Here is a 17,260-nt window from a genome sequence, read left to right as displayed (position 1 = left end):
CCTCGGCGTGATCCGCCTACTATGGCCGGACCGCCATCCGCTGACCCGAGCGGACGGCCCGCAGGGGGGAGTTCGCATGTCTCGTTTCGTACGGTGGACAGCCGCTGCCGCCGCCGCGCTGCTGGTGGCCGGATGCAGCGGCGGCACGTCCGGCAACGGCGACGACAAGGGATCCGGCGGCCCCACTTCCCCGTCGGCCGCGTCCTCGTCCCGTGCCTCGCCCGGACTGCCCGCCTCACTGTCCTCGCAGAAACCGGACTGGGTCCGCTGCGAGGGCACCTCTGACTCCCCCACGCCGGGCAGCGACTGGCAGTGCGCGACCCTCAAGGTGCCGCTGGACTACGCGAAGCCGGACGGCGAGACCATCGGCCTGGCACTGATCCGCGCCAAGGCCACCGGAGGCAACCGCATCGGGTCCCTTCTGTTCAACTTCGGCGGACCGGGCCAGTCGGGGATCTCCGTGATGCCCTCGTACGCCGGCACGGTCTCCGCGCTGCGGGAGCGTTACGACCTGGTGAGCTGGGACCCGCGCGGAGTCGGGTCCAGCGAAGGCGTTCGCTGCCGCGGCGACAAGGAGATCCAGGCCGCCGAGTCGGTGGACCCGTCACCGGACGACGCGGCCGAGGAGAAGGCGTTCTTCCAGGACGCGGCCGACTTCGGGCAGGGCTGCGAGAAGTCCGCCGGAAACCTCATCTCGCATGTCTCGACCACCGACTCCGCCCGCGACATGGACCTGATGCGCCAGGTTCTCGGTGACACGAAGACGCACTACTTCGGCATCTCGTACGGCACCGAACTCGGTGGCGTCTACGCCCACCTGTTCCCGAAGAACGTGGGTCGGCTGATCCTCGACGCCGTCGTCGACCCGAGCGCCGACATCGTGGGACACGCGAAGAACCAGACCCGGGGTTTTCAGCGCGCCCTCGACGACTACCTGAAGTCGACGGGCCAGGATCCGGACCAGGGTTCACGGAAGATCGCGGCTCTGTTGAAGCGGATCGACAGCAAGCCGCTGCCCACTTCCTCCGGACGGAAACTGACCCAGGGCCTGGCAGTCATCGGCGTGATCGTGCCGCTGTACAGCAAGCAGAGCTGGCCGGCGCTGACCAGCGCCCTGGACGCGGCCGAGCAGGGCGACGGATCGGACCTGCTGACACTCGCGGACGGCTACAACGACCGCGACGCGTCGGGCCACTACGGCACGACGACACATGCGCAACGGGTCATATCGTGCTTGGACGACAAGCAGCGGCCGACCGCGGCGCAGGTCAGGAAGCTGCTGCCCGAATTCCGGAAGATCTCGCCCGTGTTCGGGGAGTTCATGGGCTGGGACACGGCCGGCTGGTGCCACGACTGGCCGGTGCCCGGCCAGTACGACACACCGGTGGTCGGCGCGCCGGGAGCGGCGCCCGTCCTCGTGGTCGGCAACACGGGGGACCCCGCGACGCCCTACGAGGGCACGCGCAAGATGGCCGACGAGTTGGGCAAGGGGGTCGGCGTGATGCTGACCTGGAAGGGCGAGGGGCACGGGGCGTACGGAAGTGGGAGCGGCTGTGTCGACTCCACGGTGAACGCGTATCTGCTGGACGGGACGGTGCCTCGGGACGGCAAGGTCTGCTCATGACGGCGGCGGGGGCCCCGGGCACCTGTGGTGCCCGGGACCCCCGCCGGCCGAACAGGAACGGGTTGAACGAGATGAACGGGGTGGTGAACCGTGGGTCAGTAGACCGGCTTGTGGGGCTCGATCTGGTTGACCCAGCCGATCACACCGCCGCCTACGTGGACCGCGTCCGAGAAACCGGCGGACTTCAGGACCGCGAGGACTTCCGCACTGCGGACACCCGTCTTGCAGTGCAGGACGATCTTCTTGTCCTGCGGGAGCGTCGCCAGGGCGGTGCCCATGAGGAACTCGTTCTTCGGGATCAGCCTGGCGCCGGGGATCGAGACGATCTCGTACTCGTTGATCTCGCGGACGTCGATGATCTCGATGTTCTCGCCGTCGTCGATCCACTCCTTGAGCTGCTTGGGAGTGATCGTCGCACCGGCCGCCGCCTCCTGGGCCTCCTCGGACACGACGCCGCAGAAGGCCTCGTAGTCGATGAGTTCGGTGACGGTCGGGTTCTCGCCGCAGACCGCGCAGTCCGGGTCCTTGCGGACCTTGACCTGGCGGTACTGCATCTCGAGGGCGTCATAGATCATCAGACGGCCGACGAGGGGCTCGCCGATGCCCGCGAGGAGCTTGATGGCCTCGTTGACCTGGATGGATCCGATGGACGCGCACAGCACGCCCAGGACGCCGCCCTCGGCGCAGGAGGGAACCATGCCCGGCGGCGGGGGCTCCGGGTAGAGGCAGCGGTAGCAGGGGCCGTGCTCGGACCAGAAGACGGAGGCCTGGCCGTCGAAGCGGTAGATCGAACCCCACACGTACGGCTTGTTCAGCAGCACGCACGCGTCGTTGACCAGGTAGCGGGTCGCGAAGTTGTCCGTACCGTCGACGATCAGGTCGTACTGGCTGAAGATCTCCATCACGTTCTCGGCTTCGAGCCGCTCTTCGTGAAGGACCACGTCGACGTACGGGTTGATGCCCAGTACGGAGTCGCGGGCGGACTGGGCCTTGGACCGGCCGATGTCCGCCTGGCTGTGGATGATCTGGCGCTGCAGGTTCGACTCGTCGACCTCGTCGAACTCCACGATGCCGAGCGTGCCCACGCCCGCCGCGGCCAGGTACATCAGCGCCGGCGAACCCAGGCCACCGGCGCCCACACAGAGCACCTTGGCGTTCTTCAGCCGCTTCTGCCCGTCCATCCCGACATCGGGGATGATCAGGTGGCGGGAGTACCTGCGGACCTCGTCTACGGTGAGCTCGCCAGCGGGCTCGACCAGGGGTGGCAGCGACACGGGGTCTCCGTTGGTCGGTCAATCACTACAGTTGTTCTCCCCGTAACACTGCCACGCCCTTCTTCATTCCGAGACACCCGTTCCAAGGCGCGAGACGAGATCGTCCCAGTAGCCGGGCAGGGTCTCCCAGGGGTCGGTGCGGGCACCGCGGTCCGTGCGGTCGGTGAAGTAGATCGTGGCGGCGCCCTGCCAGCGGGCGACGCGCAGCGCCTCGTCGAGATGGCCGAGCGGCAGTCCGTGCACGAAGTGGCAGAAGCGCTCCGGCGGATGCTCGGCGGTCCACTCGGCCACCTGCGACCAGCGGTAGTCGCTCCAGTGGCCGGAGAAGGTGACGAGCTGGTCGCCGTGCTCGGCGTAGGCCGGATGCGGATGGGTGCCGTGGCCCAGGACGATGTGCGTGTCGTCGTCGGCCTCACGCAGCGCGCCGACCGTGCGGTGGATCCCGGGGAGCCCGGTGCGGTCGGTCGGGCAGCGGTCCAGGAGGAAGCCGTCGGCCTGGTACCAGTCGCGGTAGCGCTGCGCTTCGGCGGCCAGCTCACCGTGCGGGCGGGCCCCCTGGGCCGCGTCGAGATGGCCGAGGACGCGGACACCCGCGTTGCGCAGGCGGCCGGCGGCCTCCAGGCAGTGCGGATCGAGCCGGGTGCCCGGGCCGTCCGCGACGTTGAGGACGACCCAGTGCAGGGGCGTGCCCGGGCGAGCCAGTTCGCCCCACTCGGCCGGGGCGACGAGGGGGTGCGCGAAGCCCGGGATGCCGAAGCCGCTGCGTACGTCGGTGCTGGCGGTGCCCGCCTTGGCGCTGGTCAGATGCGGCATGCCGCCTCCATCCAGATGTCGGCGAGGGATTCCTCCAGGTTGATCCGGGGCCGCCAGCCGAGCCGGTCACGTGCGGTGCGTACGTCGGCCTGCTGCCAACTGCCGCAGCCGTCCGGGTACGGGTGCGCGACCGGGGCGGCGTGGTCCGGGTCGGTGCGGGGGTGGCCGATGGACGCCCTCAGCGGGCCGGGCGGGCCGTCGAGTTCGTGCAGCGCGCCACCGTATCCAGCCACGCGGGCGAGGACGGAGGCGGCGTCGCGCAGGCGGACGGCACGGCCGGAGCCGATGTTGATGACGCCCTGCGCGGCCGAGAGCGAGGCGGCGTGCACGGCCCGCGCCACGTCTCGTACGTCGATGAAGTCGCGCTGCGCGCCCAGGCCGCCGAGCTTGAGCTCGCCGTCGCCGGACTGCATCGCGCGGCGCATCGCCTCGGCGAGACGGCCGAGCGGGGAGCCGGCGGGCGTGCCGGGGCCGGCCGGCGAGAAAACGCGCAGGACGACGGCGTCGAGGCCGGAGCCGAGGACCAGCTCGGTGGCGGCGAGCTTGCTGACGCCGTACGGACCACCGGGTCGGGGGACGGCGTCCTCGGCCGTGGAGGAACCGGGCTGGCTGGGACCATATTCGGCGCCGCAGCCGAGCTGGACCAGACGGGCGCCGCAGCCGCTGCGCCGCAGGGCCTCGCAGACGGTGGCGACGGCGACCGTGTTGTGGCGGGTGAGTTCGCGGGCACCGCCGCGGGTGGCGCCCGCGCAGTTGACGACCACTCCGGGGTGGACGGCGTCCAGGAAGCGGGTGAGTGCGCCGGGGCTGCCGGACGCGAGGTCGAAACGGACGTCGGCGTCGTCGCCGCGACCGAGGACGGTGAGCTGCACGGCCGGGTCGGCGAGCAGCCGGTCGGCGACGAAGCGGCCGAGGTAGCCGTTGGCTCCGATCAGCAGAACCCTCATCGGACGGCTCCCTCGGCGGATTCTCCGGCTCCGGGTCGGGAGGTGATCATCGGTGTACTCCTTCGGGGGTTGCGGGTGCGTTCGTGATCGGGGACCGGGCGGTGCGGAATCGGTCGCCTGCCGTGGTCGTGGTGCGGGGGCGTCATCCGGGCTCACCCGGCGTCGCGTGCGCCGACGCTCTGGTCAGCGAGCGGGTCGCGTGGAGCAGGAGGAGCAGGGCGGCGCCTCCACAGGCCGCGGCCGGGATGCCCGCCGGCCCCCCGGCGGCCACGACCGCGTCCAGCGGGGCGGCGAGGAAGGCGCAGCCGGGGGCGTGGGACGCGAAGGCGGTGGCCAGGGTCGCCGCCTCGGCTGCGGCCGCCGCGCCGAGGACGACCGCCGGGGCGTGGGTGGGGCCGTGCTTCGTGAGGAGGCGGGCCAGGAGGAGCAGCGCGCCCAGGGTGACGGTCGTGGTGTAGGCCGCCGGTTCGTGCAGGACCGTCGCACAGAGCGCCACGAGCACTGTCGACAGGCAGAGGAACAGGGCGACGGCGCCCAGGAGGAGGGGTTTGACGGCCGCGGTGAAGTCCGCCAGGCCACGGCTGGCGGCCAGCTTGCGACGGGCTCCCGCCGCGAAGAGGTGCGCGCACCAGGCCGCCGGCACACAGGCCAGGGTGAGGGCCAGTGCCGGGGCTGGGGACAGATCCCGGACCGCGGCCGGGACTCCGTGGGGGCCGTCCGTCAGCGCGACGGTGAGCAGGTCGTTGCCCAGGAGCGCGTACGCGAGGAGCCAGTAGGTCCACAGGCGCGTGGCGGCCGAAGGGCGGCGCGGGTACGTGCCCGGTGGCGCCGGGTGGGACCTGGCGCTCAGCGGCCCCCGGCCGAGTGCCGCGCGTACGGCCAGCGCCACGGCCAGGGCGCCCAGCGTCGCCACGGCCGGCCGGACCCGGCCCCCCGTGAGGTGCAGGCCCGTGATTGTCGCCGCGCACAGGGCGCCCGGCAGCATGGAGAGCAGGACCCAGTCGGCTCGTACGCCGGGTGCGGGCGGCGGGGTGGACTGCGGCGCCGTTTCCGCGTCCTTGGAGACCCGGGCGTACATCTCCTCGGCCAGGGAGAACACGTCCCGGTGGCGGAAGCGCGCGGCCGTTCGGTCGGTCACGCCGTGGGCCTCCAGGCCGGCGGCGATCTCCAGGGGGTCCACCGCCCGCTCGCACAGCTCACGGTGTCTGTGCATGAGCGCCTTCACGGGGTCCGCGGTTCCACGGCGGCCGGCACGGGTGGCGGGCGTCGTGGTCTGTGACGGCGTCTGTGTCGTCTCCGTGTCCCGTACGTCAGTCTCCGCGGCGCCCATGAGCCACTTCTGCGAGTGTTCGTCCCAGACTCCGGGGCTGTCCGGTGTCTCGGGGCGGTCCAGTTCTCCCAGCTCGCTCATCGCATGCCCTCCCCGGCCGGCACGGGGGTCGCCTGCACCGGTGCGGAAGCGCGTCCGGTCGCCCAGCCGGGCCCGCCCCGGGCCACCACGCCTATGCCGGCCTGCGTCCACCGGCCGGGGACGTGGGCCTCCGCCGGGACGGCGAACGGGAGCGGTTCGCCGGTGTCGTCGAGGACCACCTTGTGGACGGGACAGCGCGCGACGACCTCCAGGTAAATGCCGTGAAATGCCTCGACGTTCTGCTCGACGGTGAACAGTTCGAGGGCGCGGGCGCGGGCGGCGGCGCCCAGCCGCTCCCGGCGCGCCGGGTCGCGCAACAGCGCCACGCACGCCTCGGCGAGCGCCCGCGGGTTGCGCGGGGGCACCACGAGCCCCGTACCGCCGATGATCTCGACCACCGCGCCCACGTCCGTCGACACGGTCGCCCGGCCGCAGAACATGGCCTCGACCAGGCTGATCGGGAAGCCCTCGACCACGCTCGACAGAACGACGACCGCACCCGCCGCGTAGGCCTCGGCAAGCGTCGGGGCCTCCGGGCCGCCGATCTCCTCGAACGACACCGGGTTGCTGCCGACGGCGTGCATGCCCTCGGCCTCGTCGGGGAAGAGCTGCGCGGCCAGGGCTCGGCAGTGGCCGAGGTAGGCCTCGCTCTCGGCTCCCGTGGCCGCCCCGATGACGCGCAGGCGGGTCTTCGGTTCCTCCTTGCGCACCTCCGCGAAGGCGTGCAGGAGGGAGACCAGGTCCTTGGCGGGCTCGATACGGCCGACCCAGATCAGCGTGTCGGTGTCCCCGGTCTCCGGCGCCTCGCCCACCTCCGCGAAGTGGGACGCGTCCATGCCCGGGTACACCGTGCGCAGCTTCTCCCGGTCGGCCCCGCATCTCTCCTGCCAGCGCCGGGTGTGCGTGTTGCCGGGGGTGACGAGCTCGGCCCGCCGGTAGACCTCCGAGGCCAGCCTGCCGTGGAAGGCCGCGAGCAGGGACCGTACGGCGGGGGCGTTGTCGTCGGCGCCCGAGGCCAGGTAGTGCGCCCGCAGCGGGACGCCGTACTCGGTGACCAGCAGGGGTACGCCGGAGAAGTGGTGGGCGAGCAGTCCGGGGAGCGCCGCCGGGCCACCTGCCGCGGCGTGGCAGAGGTCCACCGAACCGAGCCCGTCGTCCCCGTACCAGTCGAGCGAGAGGGGGCGCAGGGCGCGTTCCAGGTACGCGGCGACGGTGAGCAGATCCGGGACGCGCGCCTCGCGCGCCGCTCCATGCGCGCCGGGCGCACGACAGGCTCGCTCCAGGGCGCGTACGGCGGCTTCGGAGCGGAGCGCTCCCACCAGACCGCCCTCGTCCCGGGCGAGTTCGGCGAGGCCGTACAGCGCGCTGGCGAAACGGTCCGCCTCAGCGGTGTCCACGTCCGATCCGGCCGGGGTGCTTCCCGCGCCGGGCCCGCCGCACAGGGCCGAGGCCAACTCCCCGTAGACCTCGGCGAATCGCCGCCGCGCCCGGCGCCCGTACACCACGCCGTCGTCCTCGGCCGTCCACAGTGGAGCTGTGCGGACCCGGCTGACCTGCGGCGGCAGCTCGATCCAGCCCTCGTCCTCCTGCCGCTCGCTGCGGCTGAGCGCGTAGATGTCGAACTCGTGTCCGCCGAGCCCGCGCACGAGCCGGTCGCACCAGAGTCTGGCGTCACCGCTCACATACGGATAGCCACCCTCCGTCAGCAGTCCGATGCGCACGAGCACACCCCCGATCTCCCGTATGAGGAGCCGCCGTTGACCCGGCGGCTCGCAGCGGGACGAACGTATGCGGACATGACGGTGGTGCGACGGACGGTTGTCCGTCGCACCACCAAAAGGGGTGAACGGTCGTAACTTTCGCGTGCGGTTCGCGTTCTGTCGCGCTAAGAGATCATTCGCACACGTCTGGTTACGAACATGCGTGTGGTCACGCCGGGGTCAACTCCCACTGCGACACGGTCGCTGACCAGATGCAGAGGTATGGACGATGATTCCACCGGTGTCGACGCGACCCCCGGCGCACCCAGGCGCTCCGGTCGCCCCGCACGGCACCGCATGTCAACTTCCCGGATACGGCCAGGGGTTGGCGCGGCAGTGGATCCCGTCGTGGTCGAGGAACTTGGTCTGCTGCTGCATGACCGGGGCGAGTTCGCCGTCCTTGTCGCAGGTCACATGCCCCTTGCCCAGGCGATGGCCGACCTCGTGGTTGATCAGCATCTGCCGGTACGAGTAGATCTTGTCGCCATAGGTCACGGACCCCTGCGCCCATCGATACGCGTTGATCATCACGCGGTCGGTCGCGGCCGAGTCGCAGGACACGTTGTCCTCGGTGGTGTCGAGCTCCGACTTGGCGCACCAGAAGGCGGTGGTGCCGGGGCTCGCCAGGGTGATCACGAAGTCGGGCTTGCCGGAGGAGATCCGCTCGAACGTACGGCCACCGTTGTGGGCCCAACTGCGGTTGTCGTTGAGCGTCTTCTGCACGGCCTGCGCGAACAGCTCTCCGTCGAGCCCGAGCCCCTGCTCGACGTCCACCCGGTACCGGTACTTCTGCCCGGCCCCCGGCGCCTTGGCGAATCCGCGGATCGCGTCGAACTTCCCGGAGCCCTTGAGGGCCGCTCCGAGCGTGTAGGTCCTGGCCATCTTCTGGTCGTACGTCAGCGTCGTCGCCGCGTCCGGCCCGGCGGGAAGGTCGTCGTCGCGCGCCGAGGTGGTCCCGGCGCCCTGGACGTCATGGCCCGAGCCGCGCGCGGTCTGGGTCCGTGGGCCGCCGTCGTCGTCCTGGCCGTTGGTGACCTGCCCGGCCACGACGACCGCCAGCACGGTGGTGACGGCGGCAGCCGCGATCCCGGTGAACGCCCTCTTGCCGCCCCTGCCCTTGGTCGCGGCCCCGGCGGGCGCCACATACGCGCCGGCGGCCTCGGGCGTGTCGGCGAGGTGCGGCGTCCGGACACGGGGCGCGAAGAGGTCGACGTCGTCGACCGCGGCACCGGGCAGGCCGGCTTCGTCGAAGGCGTCGACGTACGCCTGCCGGGGTCCGGACGCGCGCCCGGAGACATGCGGGGGCGCGGGCCGCTGACGCGGTAGGGCGGGACCGACCCCCGCCCGCCCGCCGAACTCGCCCCAGCCACCGCCGGATTCACGCTGCTCGGGGTGTCCGCCCTCCCGGACGCGGGGGAAGCCGTGAGCGGGAGTTCCCTCCGGGAGACGCGGCGCCCCGTGCGCCGGGGCGCCCTCGGAGACGCGCGGAAAGCCATGGGCGGGCGTGCCGTCGGGAACAGGGAAGCGGGGCGCTTCCTGCCGCCACGCCCCTTGGTTCTGGCCCTGATTCCGGCCGTGCTCCTGACCTTGGTTCTGGCCGTGCTCCTGACCCTGACCCTGTTGAGGTCGCTGTCCCTGCTGCGCCAGGGGGATGTTCGCCGTGTCGCTGCCCGCACTCCCGCTGCCGCCGGTTCGCCCGCGGCGGCTGTGACGTCCCACCTCGCGTCTCAGCTCCCAGCGTTCGCGGCGTCGGCCCTGCTGCCGACCGTCCTCGCTGCCACAGTACCGGCATCCGCCGTCAACTCACCTGCGGCCTCAAGCAGTTCACGGAACGCTGACGCCACACTCTCCGGGTACTCCATCATCGCCACATGTCCGGCGTCGGGCAGCGACAGCAACCGCGAGTCACGGAAGGCGCGCGCCGCGCGCTGGGCCATGCGGTAGGAGACGAGCTGGTCCCGGCCGCCGTAGACGAGGAGCGTCGGCGCGAGCACACGCTCCGCCTGGCGCCACAGTCCGTGCTGACCACCGAGCGTGTACGCGTTCACGATCCCGCGCGCGGACCGCGCCATCGCGTCCCAGAAGTACGGCAGCTGAAGCCGCCTCTCCATCTCTTCGACCGCGTCGCGGAATCCCTCGGGCGTCACCTGCCCAGGATCCCCGTAACAGAGCGCCGTGACCCCGCGGACGCGCTGCTCGGCGCTCCAGTCCTCAGTCAGCCGGGTGAACAGACGGGCCACGCCGGGCAGGGCGAGCAGTGCGGTCGGCACCGCGTTGCGCTGCACCCGGATCTCCGGCAGCGCGGGCGAGACGAGGGTGAGCGTGCGGACGAGGTCGGGCCGCACCGCCGCGACACGGGTCGAGACCGCTCCGCCCAACGAGTTGCCGAACAGGTGCACGGGACCGCGTCCGGATGCGTCGAGGTAGCGGATGACGGCACGCGCGTGCCCGGTGACCGAGTAGTCGCCGTCGTCCGGCGGCGGGGAGTCACCGAAGCCCGGCAGGTCCAGCGCCTCGCCGTCGACGAGCTCCTCGTTCAGCGGCATGAGCGCCGACCAGTTCTGCGAGGAACCGCCCAGGCCATGGACGTACAGCGCGGGCGGCAGTCCCTCGCGCGCGGGGGGCCGCGAGCGCACCGTCAGGGTGATCCCCGGCAGACCGACAGAGCGCAGCCGCTCGCCCTCGGCGACCCTGACGGGCGTCACTTTGGGGAGCACGTTGGTGGTGGCCGGCACGTACGGCGGCTCGGTCGAAGACATGCGGCAATGTTACGAGACGATCACGCACTGGTTCGTGTGTTCGGCATCACAGGCCGCTCGCCCGGCCCTCACAGCACCCCGATCGCATGGCGTCCCGTCACCGTGTCTCCTACGCTCGTAACAGGGCACCCGTAGGAGAACCGCACACCCGGGAAGGGAGCCCAGCATGGCCGTCGACTCCAACGACACCGAGGCCTTCGAGGAGATCACGGACCCCGAGGACAACCGGGACCACGAGGACTACGAGGCCGAGAACGGCGCCACCGAGGTCGCCGTGGAAGCCCCGGAGGGCGACGCCGCCGAGCAGCACACGGATGTCACCCCGCAGCACGACGTCCCGCTGACCGGCGAGAACACGGACCGGGCCAACGAGGCCGACCTCGCGGAACAGGCCCGCGTCGTGAAACTGGACGAGGACGACTATCGGTAGCCGTCCCCGCACTCCGCACCCAGCACAGGGTTTGTTGCCATTTGAGCAGATAGACCGGAACATACAGTCGCTCGGACGCGGAATTTCTGCGCTCGGACCGCGCACACCAGGGTTACCGAAAAGTACGATGGCGGCGCGGCGCACACCGCATGTGGACGAAATTGGGAGGCGGCGTGACAGCCATCGAGCAAACTGAGGCGGCACGCCCGCGGGGCACGCGGTTGCCGCGTCGCGCCCGACGGAACCAGCTGCTGGGCGCCGCCCAGGAAGTGTTCGTGGCGCAGGGCTACCACTCCGCCGCGATGGACGACATCGCCGAACGGGCCGGCGTCAGCAAGCCGGTGCTCTACCAGCACTTCCCGGGCAAGCTCGACCTCTACCTCGCGCTGCTCGACCAGCACTGCGAGGCCCTGATCGAGTCGGTCCGCGCCGCCCTGGCGTCGACGTCGGACAACAAGCAGCGCGTCCGGGCGACGATGGACGCGTACTTCGCGTACGTGGAGGACGACGGCGGGGCCTTCCGGCTGGTCTTCGAGTCGGACCTGACGAACGAGCCCGCGGTGCGCGCCCGCGTCGACAAGGTGACGAACGAGTGCGCGGAGGCGATCTGCGAGGTCATCGCCGAGGACACCGGCCTTTCCCGCCCGGAGTCGATGCTGCTGGCCTCCGGGCTGGGCGGCCTCTCCCAGGTGGTGGCGCGGTCGTGGCTGCACAGCGACCGCAGCGTCCCGCGCGATCAGGCGGTCCAGTTGCTGGCCTCGCTGGCGTGGCGCGGCATCGCCGGTTTCCCGCTGCACGGCACCGAGCACCACTGACCGCCCGTTTGTTCCCACTGGTTGTTCGCTCCTGGCGTTCCCACGCGGAACATGTACGTCCCCTCACCGGGCTAATGTGTGCGGGGTACGGCGCGGACGCCCGCGCACTTCACTGACCGTCGGAGGGACATAGCCGTGGAGGTCAAGATCGGCGTGCAGCACGCGCCCCGCGAGATCGTTCTGGAGAGCGGTCAGAGCGCCGAGGAGGTCGAGCAGGCGGTGGCCGATGCGCTGGCCGGGAAGTCGGCGCTGCTGAGCCTCGTGGACGACCACGGCCGCAAGGTCCTGGTTCCGGCCGACCGTCTCGCGTACGTCGAGCTGGGCGAGCCGACGGCCCGCAAGGTGGGCTTCAGCGCGCTGTAGGACACGTAGCGACACGTATGTGGGTGGGGCCCGGCGGTCTTGAACCGCCGGGCCCCACCCATGCCCGTACCCATGCCCGTACCCATGTCCGTACCCATGGCCGTACCTGTGTCCGTACCTGGGTCCGTGTCGGTGACAGTGTCGGCCGTATTCACAGGTCGACCACACGTCACCCTCACAAATGGGTTGCCTCGCGCAGGTCACGGGTATGACGGGCTGAGAACGTCACGCGCAGGCAGGCTGTGGGAGGGACCCCGCATGTTCTTGGAAGCACTCGGCTCCGCGATGCTCGGCCTCGCCCTGGCATGGGCGGCGGCCAGCCGACTGCCCGACCGCCTCCCCGCGCGCCACCTCGTCCTCACGACGGGCGTGGCCGGAGCCCTGTTCGGCGCCTTCCTCACGCACAGCGCGCTGAGCGGCGGCCACCTCGTGCTGATCCTGCTGGGCGCGGCGGCCGTCTCCGCCGCTTCCCTCTCCTTGCTGCTCCGCCCCAAAGGCGGACTCCGCCGATCATCGGCGCCGGCGTAGCCGACCGTCCGGAACCGGCAGAACCTAGGCCGCGAGTCCCAGCGCCGCCATCCTCTTCGTGTGCGCCTCGGTGATCCTGGAGAACATCCGGCCGACCTCCGCGAGGTCGAACCCGTCCGCGACGCCGCCGACGAGCATCGTGGACAGGGCGTCCCGGTCGGCCACGACCCGCTGCGACTGCGACAGCGCCTCGCCCATCAGCCGCCGCGCCCACAGCGCGAGTCGCCCGCCCACCCGAGGCTCCGCGTCGATGGCCGCGCGCACCTTCTCCACGGCGAAGCTGGCGTGCCCGGTGTCGTCGAGGACCGCCAGCACCAGCTGACGGGTGTCCGCGTCGAGGCGGGCGGCGACCTCGCGGTAGAAGTCACTGGCGATCGAGTCACCGACGTACGCCTTGACGAGTCCCTCCAGCCAGTCGGAGGGCGCCGTCTGCTTGTGGAAGCCGTCGAGCGCGGCGACGAACGGCTCCATGGCCTGCGTGGCGTCGGCGCCGATCTCCGTGAGCCGGTTCCTGATCTGCTCGAAGTGGTGGAACTCCGCCGACGCCATCTTGGCCAGTTCCGACTTGTCGAGGAGGGTCGGCGCCAGCTTGGCGTCCTCGGCTAGCCGCTCGAACGCGGACAGTTCGCCGTACGCGAGCGCGCCGAGCAGGTCCACGACGGCGGCGCTGTACTGCGGGTCGACGGCAGCCTGCGCCCAGTTCTGGGCGGCGACTCCGGTGGGTGCGGGGGCGGCGTCGGCCGCGGTCTCTGCGGGGGTTTCGGGCGTACCGGAGGCGTTGTCAGGCGTCGTCATGAAGCGCACAATAGCCCGCTGGCCCTGAGGCGTAACGCCCTGCTCAATCAGTGTGATGACCACTACGTGACCGAATCGGCCATCGCATGTGCGCGATTCCGGGGTATGGTGGTAATGCGCTCGCTGAGTTGAAAGACGTATCTCGGCGAGCCACACGAATGAGGATGCCCGGTCGGTGGCCCGATCGGCTCCGACCCGACAGCTCTCCTCATCCGTACGGCACGATGCGTACGGAATTCGGAGGGACCCTCAGCGGTACGAGCGCTCGAGCGTCGGCAGTGGTCCCGTGCCACTCGGCCCGCCCGTGAGGCGGCCGAAGTTTCCGGCCCGGTCCCGACACGACCCCCACGCTCGCCTCGCACCGCGTACACAGAAGAGGCACTGCCCTGACTACGACTTTCCGGGATCTCGGAATTCTGCCCGAGACCGCCGAGGCGCTCGAAGCCGTCGGCATCATCACCCCCTTTCCCATCCAGGAGATGACCCTCCCCGTCGCCCTCACCGGCACGGACGTCATCGGCCAGGCCAAGACCGGCACCGGCAAGACGCTCGGCTTCGGCCTCCCGCTCCTCGAGCGCGTGACCGTCCCCGCCGACGTCGAGGCCGGCCGCGCCAAGCCCGAGCAGCTCACCGAGGCCCCGCAGGCCCTCGTCGTCGTCCCGACGCGCGAGCTGTGCCAGCAGGTGACGAACGACCTCCTGACGGCCGGCAAGGTCCGTAACGTGCGCGTCCTCGCCATCTACGGCGGCCGGGCGTACGAGCCGCAGGTCGAGGCTCTCAAGAAGGGCGTCGATGTCGTCGTCGGCACCCCGGGGCGTCTCCTCGACCTCGCGGGCCAGAAGAAGCTGAACCTGGGCCACGTCCGCGCGCTCGTCCTCGACGAGGCCGACGAGATGCTCGACCTGGGCTTCCTGCCCGACGTCGAGAAGATCATGAACATGCTGCCGGCCCGCCGTCAGACGATGCTGTTCTCGGCGACCATGCCGGGCGCCGTCATCGGTCTCGCGCGCCGCTACATGTCGCAGCCCACGCACATCCGCGCCGCCGCGCCGGACGACGAGGGCAAGACGGTCGCGAACACCGCGCAGTACGTCTACCGCGCGCACAACATGGACAAGCCCGAGCTGGTCGCGCGGATACTGCAGGCCGACGGCCGGGGACTGGCCATGGTCTTCTGCCGTACGAAACGTACGGCGGCCGATCTCGCCGACCAGCTCGCCCAGCGCGGCTTCGCCTCCGGCGCCGTCCACGGCGACCTCGGCCAGGGCGCCCGCGAGCAGGCGCTGCGCGCCTTCCGCAACGGCAAGGTCGACGTCCTCGTCTGCACGGACGTGGCGGCGCGCGGTATCGACGTCGAGGGCGTCACCCACGTCATCAACTACCAGTCTCCCGAAGAGGAGAAGACGTACCTGCACCGCATCGGCCGTACGGGCCGCGCGGGCGCCAAGGGCATCGCGATCACGCTGGTCGACTGGGACGACATCCCGCGCTGGCAGCTGATCAACAAGGCGCTGGAGCTGAACTTCAACGACCCGCCGGAGACGTACTCCACGTCGCCGCACCTGTTCGAGGAACTGAGCATTCCGGTGGGCACCAAGGGTGTCCTGCCGCGCTCGGAGCGCACGCGTGCCGGCCTCGGCGCCGAGGAGCTCGAAGACCTCGGTGAGACGGGCGGACGCGGTGGCCCGCGCGGTCGCGGTGGCCGCTCCGGCCACTCCTCCGGTCCGGCGGCCGCTTCGGCGCCGTCGACGGAGGGGGAGCGCCCGGCGCGTACGCCGCGCAGTCGCCGCCGTACCCGTGGCGGTGCCGCCGCGGACGCGCCGACGACTCCGGTCACGTCGGCCGCCCCGGTCGCCGACTCGCTCGCGCCGTCGGAGCAGCCCGCTGAGCGCCGTACGCCGCGTCGCCGTCGCCGTACGCGCGGTGCTGCCCCGGAGTCGGTGGTCGCCCCCGCGACGACGTTCGTCGAGCCGTCGGCCGAGGCCGCGGTCGTGACGGCGGAGAGCACGGCCCCCGAGGCCGCGGACAGGCCGCGCCGCCGCCGCACCCGCAGGACGGCGGAGGCCGCACCGGCCCTCACCCCGGCCGAGGTCGTCGCAGAGGCCCCCGAGGCCGAGGCACCGGAGGAACAGCCGCGCCGTCGCCGTACGCGCAAGGCGGCGGAGCCCCCGCTGACCACCCCTGCCCAGGTCATCCCGGCCGAGACCCCGGCAGCCCCCGAGGCGGAGACGCCGGAGGAGCAGCCGCGCAGGCGCCGTACCCGCAAGGCGGCGGAGCCGGTTGTCGACACCGTCGAGGCCGAGGTCGTCACGGAGACCAAGCCGCGCCGCGCCACCCGCAAGACCGCGGCAACGACCGCGACGGCGACGGCGACTGCCGAAGCCGCCGACACCGCCGAGGCCGTTGAGGCCAAGCCGCGCCGCCGAGCGACCCGCAAGGCGACCGTGACCGCCCCGGCTGCCGAGGCCGCCGTCGACACCGCCGAGGCCGTGGAGGCCAAGCCGCGCCGCCGAGCGACCCGCAAGGCGACCGTGACCGCCCCGGCTGCCGAGGCCGCCGCCGACACCGCCGAAGCCGTGGAGGCCAAGCCGCGCCGCCGAGCGACCCGCAAGGCCGCCGAGCCCGTCGTGGCCGCCGTGGCGGTCGTCGAGGCCGCCCCGGAGACTCCGGAGCCCGAGGCCGCGAAGCCCCGCCGGACGCGCAAGGCCGCGGTGGCCGCCGTGGAAACGGCCGAGGCGACCGAGGCCAAGCCGCGCCGCACGGCGCGCAAGGCCACCGCCCCGGCTGCCGAGGCCGCCGTCGACACCGCCGAGGCCGTGGAGGCGAAGCCGCGCCGCCGGGCCACCCGTAAGGCCACCGAGGCCCCGGTCGTCGCAACGGAGACCGTCGACATCCCGGCCCAGCCGACCGCCGCCGAGGCCCCGGAGCCGAAGCGCCGTGTGACGCGCAAGGCGACGGCACCGGCTGCCGAGGCCGCCGTGGACACCGCCGAAGGCGTCGAGGCCAAGCCGCGCCGTCGTACGACCCGTAAGGCCACCGAAGCCCCGGTCGTCGCGGAGCCGGAGGTCACGGAGCCGAAGCCTCGCCGTGCGACGCGCAAGGCGACGGCACCGGCCGCCGAGGCCGCTGTCGACACCGCCGAAGCCAAGCCGCGCAGGACGGCCGCCCGCAAGGCGACCGCGACCGCCCCGGCTGTGGCTGTGGAAGCCGCCGTGGAGACCACCGAGGCCAAGCCCCGCCGCCGTACGGCGCGCAAGGCCGTCGAGGTCGTCGCGGACATCCCGGCCCAGGCGGCCGAGGAGGCGGAGGCCAAGCCGCGCCGTCGTACGACCCGTAAGGCCGCCGAACCGGTGGTCGTGACGGAGACGGCACCGGAAGCCGCCGAGGCGAAGCCCAGGCGCCGCGCCCCGCGCAAGGCCACGGTCCCCGCGCCGGCCACGGAGTCCGTGGAGGCCTGATCACCCCGAGGGCTCCGGCCCTCCGCACCACCGGCCACACCCAGACGGCCCGGCCCACCCCACCAGGTGGCCGGGCCGTCGGCGTTTCCCCGGCACGGCACCTGTCCGGCGGGGGCGGGAGCCTCGATGCGTGGCCCACGCCCACTCACGCGCCGCATCCGCCCGGCTCACGCACGTTGCGAGCCACCGCCGCCGATCCCCCCGACAGACGCCGTCCCCGGCCCTCGCGATCTCCGCCTCCGGAACCTCGACGAGCGCCACCGACCTGACCCACCGACAGACC

The 17,260-nt window shown here is 72.0% G+C and carries 14 protein-coding genes; 6 read left to right on the top strand and 8 right to left on the bottom strand.

The annotated features are described in order from the left end of the window. Positions 1 to 76 precede the first annotated feature (76 nt). The gene (locus ADL01_RS19590; protein WP_053743310.1) at positions 77 to 1,624 is read left to right on the top strand and encodes an alpha/beta hydrolase; all 1,548 of its coding nucleotides are present in this window, start codon (positions 77 to 79) and stop codon (positions 1,622 to 1,624) included. Between the two features lie 95 nt (positions 1,625 to 1,719). On the opposite strand, the gene moeZ is transcribed toward ADL01_RS19590, so the two are convergent. From moeZ to ADL01_RS19555, 7 genes are all read right to left on the bottom strand, one after another. Continuing rightward, positions 1,720 to 2,898 carry an adenylyltransferase/sulfurtransferase MoeZ gene (gene moeZ / locus ADL01_RS19585; RefSeq protein ID WP_053743309.1) on the bottom strand — a complete coding sequence of 393 codons (1,179 nt, stop codon included), beginning with the start codon at positions 2,896 to 2,898 and terminating at the stop codon, positions 1,720 to 1,722. 63 nt (positions 2,899 to 2,961) lie between these two features. Beyond that, positions 2,962 to 3,711, bottom strand: a complete 750-nt coding sequence (locus tag ADL01_RS19580; protein WP_053743308.1) for a spherulation-specific family 4 protein — start codon at positions 3,709 to 3,711, stop codon at positions 2,962 to 2,964. Next, positions 3,699 to 4,658: an NAD-dependent epimerase/dehydratase family protein gene (locus ADL01_RS19575; protein ID WP_053743307.1), complete on the bottom strand. Its 960-nt coding sequence runs from the start codon at positions 4,656 to 4,658 to the stop codon at positions 3,699 to 3,701. Before ADL01_RS19575 ends, ADL01_RS19580 begins: the two co-directional genes overlap by 13 nt. Before the next feature lie 142 nt (positions 4,659 to 4,800). Then, positions 4,801 to 6,069 (bottom strand): hypothetical protein, encoded by a 1,269-nt coding sequence (locus ADL01_RS19570; protein WP_053743306.1) that lies wholly within the window; start codon positions 6,067 to 6,069, stop codon positions 4,801 to 4,803. Continuing rightward, positions 6,066 to 7,790 (bottom strand): DUF3492 domain-containing protein, encoded by a 1,725-nt coding sequence (locus ADL01_RS19565; RefSeq protein WP_053743351.1) that lies wholly within the window; start codon positions 7,788 to 7,790, stop codon positions 6,066 to 6,068. The genes ADL01_RS19570 and ADL01_RS19565 overlap by 4 nt, the downstream gene beginning before the upstream one ends. Positions 7,791 to 8,129: 339 nt before the next feature. Next, the gene (locus ADL01_RS19560) at positions 8,130 to 9,548 is read right to left on the bottom strand and encodes a DUF3152 domain-containing protein (protein WP_063783552.1); all 1,419 of its coding nucleotides are present in this window, start codon (positions 9,546 to 9,548) and stop codon (positions 8,130 to 8,132) included. Between the two features lie 8 nt (positions 9,549 to 9,556). After that, the gene (locus ADL01_RS19555) at positions 9,557 to 10,588 is read right to left on the bottom strand and encodes an alpha/beta fold hydrolase (RefSeq protein WP_053743304.1); all 1,032 of its coding nucleotides are present in this window, start codon (positions 10,586 to 10,588) and stop codon (positions 9,557 to 9,559) included. A 166-nt stretch (positions 10,589 to 10,754) separates the two neighbouring features. Between ADL01_RS19555 and ADL01_RS19550 the strand changes: the two genes are divergently transcribed. From ADL01_RS19550 to ADL01_RS19535, 4 genes are all read left to right on the top strand, one after another. Next, entirely contained in the window at positions 10,755 to 11,018 is a 264-nt protein-coding gene (locus tag ADL01_RS19550; RefSeq protein ID WP_053743303.1) for a hypothetical protein, read from the top strand. A gap of 173 nt (positions 11,019 to 11,191) precedes the next feature. Further along, the gene (locus ADL01_RS19545) at positions 11,192 to 11,833 is read left to right on the top strand and encodes a TetR/AcrR family transcriptional regulator (protein ID WP_053743302.1); all 642 of its coding nucleotides are present in this window, start codon (positions 11,192 to 11,194) and stop codon (positions 11,831 to 11,833) included. 135 nt (positions 11,834 to 11,968) lie between these two features. After that, complete coding sequence (locus tag ADL01_RS19540; protein ID WP_053743301.1) at positions 11,969 to 12,196, top strand: DUF3107 domain-containing protein; 228 nt, start codon at positions 11,969 to 11,971, stop codon at positions 12,194 to 12,196. A 258-nt stretch (positions 12,197 to 12,454) separates the two neighbouring features. After that, positions 12,455 to 12,724 (top strand): hypothetical protein, encoded by a 270-nt coding sequence (locus ADL01_RS19535; RefSeq protein ID WP_053743300.1) that lies wholly within the window; start codon positions 12,455 to 12,457, stop codon positions 12,722 to 12,724. Between the two features lie 24 nt (positions 12,725 to 12,748). Here the strand turns inward: ADL01_RS19535 and ADL01_RS19530 are convergent, their stop codons facing one another. Next, positions 12,749 to 13,528, bottom strand: a complete 780-nt coding sequence (locus tag ADL01_RS19530) for a ferritin-like fold-containing protein (protein ID WP_420719730.1) — start codon at positions 13,526 to 13,528, stop codon at positions 12,749 to 12,751. A 470-nt stretch (positions 13,529 to 13,998) separates the two neighbouring features. Here ADL01_RS19530 and ADL01_RS19525 point away from each other — a divergent pair, with 470 nt between their 5' ends. Next, a complete protein-coding gene (locus ADL01_RS19525; RefSeq protein WP_053743299.1) occupies positions 13,999 to 16,977 on the top strand; it encodes a DEAD/DEAH box helicase in 2,979 nt (992 codons plus the stop codon). Positions 16,978 to 17,260 lie beyond the last annotated feature (283 nt).

Origin of the sequence: Streptomyces sp. NRRL WC-3618 (assembly GCF_001280005.1) — a bacterium.
In the GTDB taxonomy this organism is placed as follows: domain Bacteria; phylum Actinomycetota; class Actinomycetes; order Streptomycetales; family Streptomycetaceae; genus Streptomyces.
Note: the sequence above shows the minus strand (reverse complement) of the source record. Positions and strands in the feature narration are given on the sequence as shown.

What these genes read in the sequence shown, in the direction of transcription:
- ADL01_RS19590 (WP_053743310.1), top strand. Translation starts at nt 77, where the DNA reads ATGTCTCGTTTCGTACGGTGGACAGCCGCTGCCGCCGCCGCGCTGCTG.
- ADL01_RS19580 (WP_053743308.1), bottom strand. Translation starts at nt 3,711, where the DNA reads ATGCCGCATCTGACCAGCGCCAAGGCGGGCACCGCCAGCACCGACGTA.
- ADL01_RS19575 (WP_053743307.1), bottom strand. Translation starts at nt 4,658, where the DNA reads ATGAGGGTTCTGCTGATCGGAGCCAACGGCTACCTCGGCCGCTTCGTC.
- ADL01_RS19570 (WP_053743306.1), bottom strand. Translation starts at nt 6,069, where the DNA reads ATGAGCGAGCTGGGAGAACTGGACCGCCCCGAGACACCGGACAGCCCC.
- ADL01_RS19555 (WP_053743304.1), bottom strand. Translation starts at nt 10,588, where the DNA reads ATGTCTTCGACCGAGCCGCCGTACGTGCCGGCCACCACCAACGTGCTC.
- ADL01_RS19550 (WP_053743303.1), top strand. Translation starts at nt 10,755, where the DNA reads ATGGCCGTCGACTCCAACGACACCGAGGCCTTCGAGGAGATCACGGAC.
- ADL01_RS19535 (WP_053743300.1), top strand. Translation starts at nt 12,455, where the DNA reads ATGTTCTTGGAAGCACTCGGCTCCGCGATGCTCGGCCTCGCCCTGGCA.
- ADL01_RS19525 (WP_053743299.1), top strand. Translation starts at nt 13,999, where the DNA reads ATGACCCTCCCCGTCGCCCTCACCGGCACGGACGTCATCGGCCAGGCC.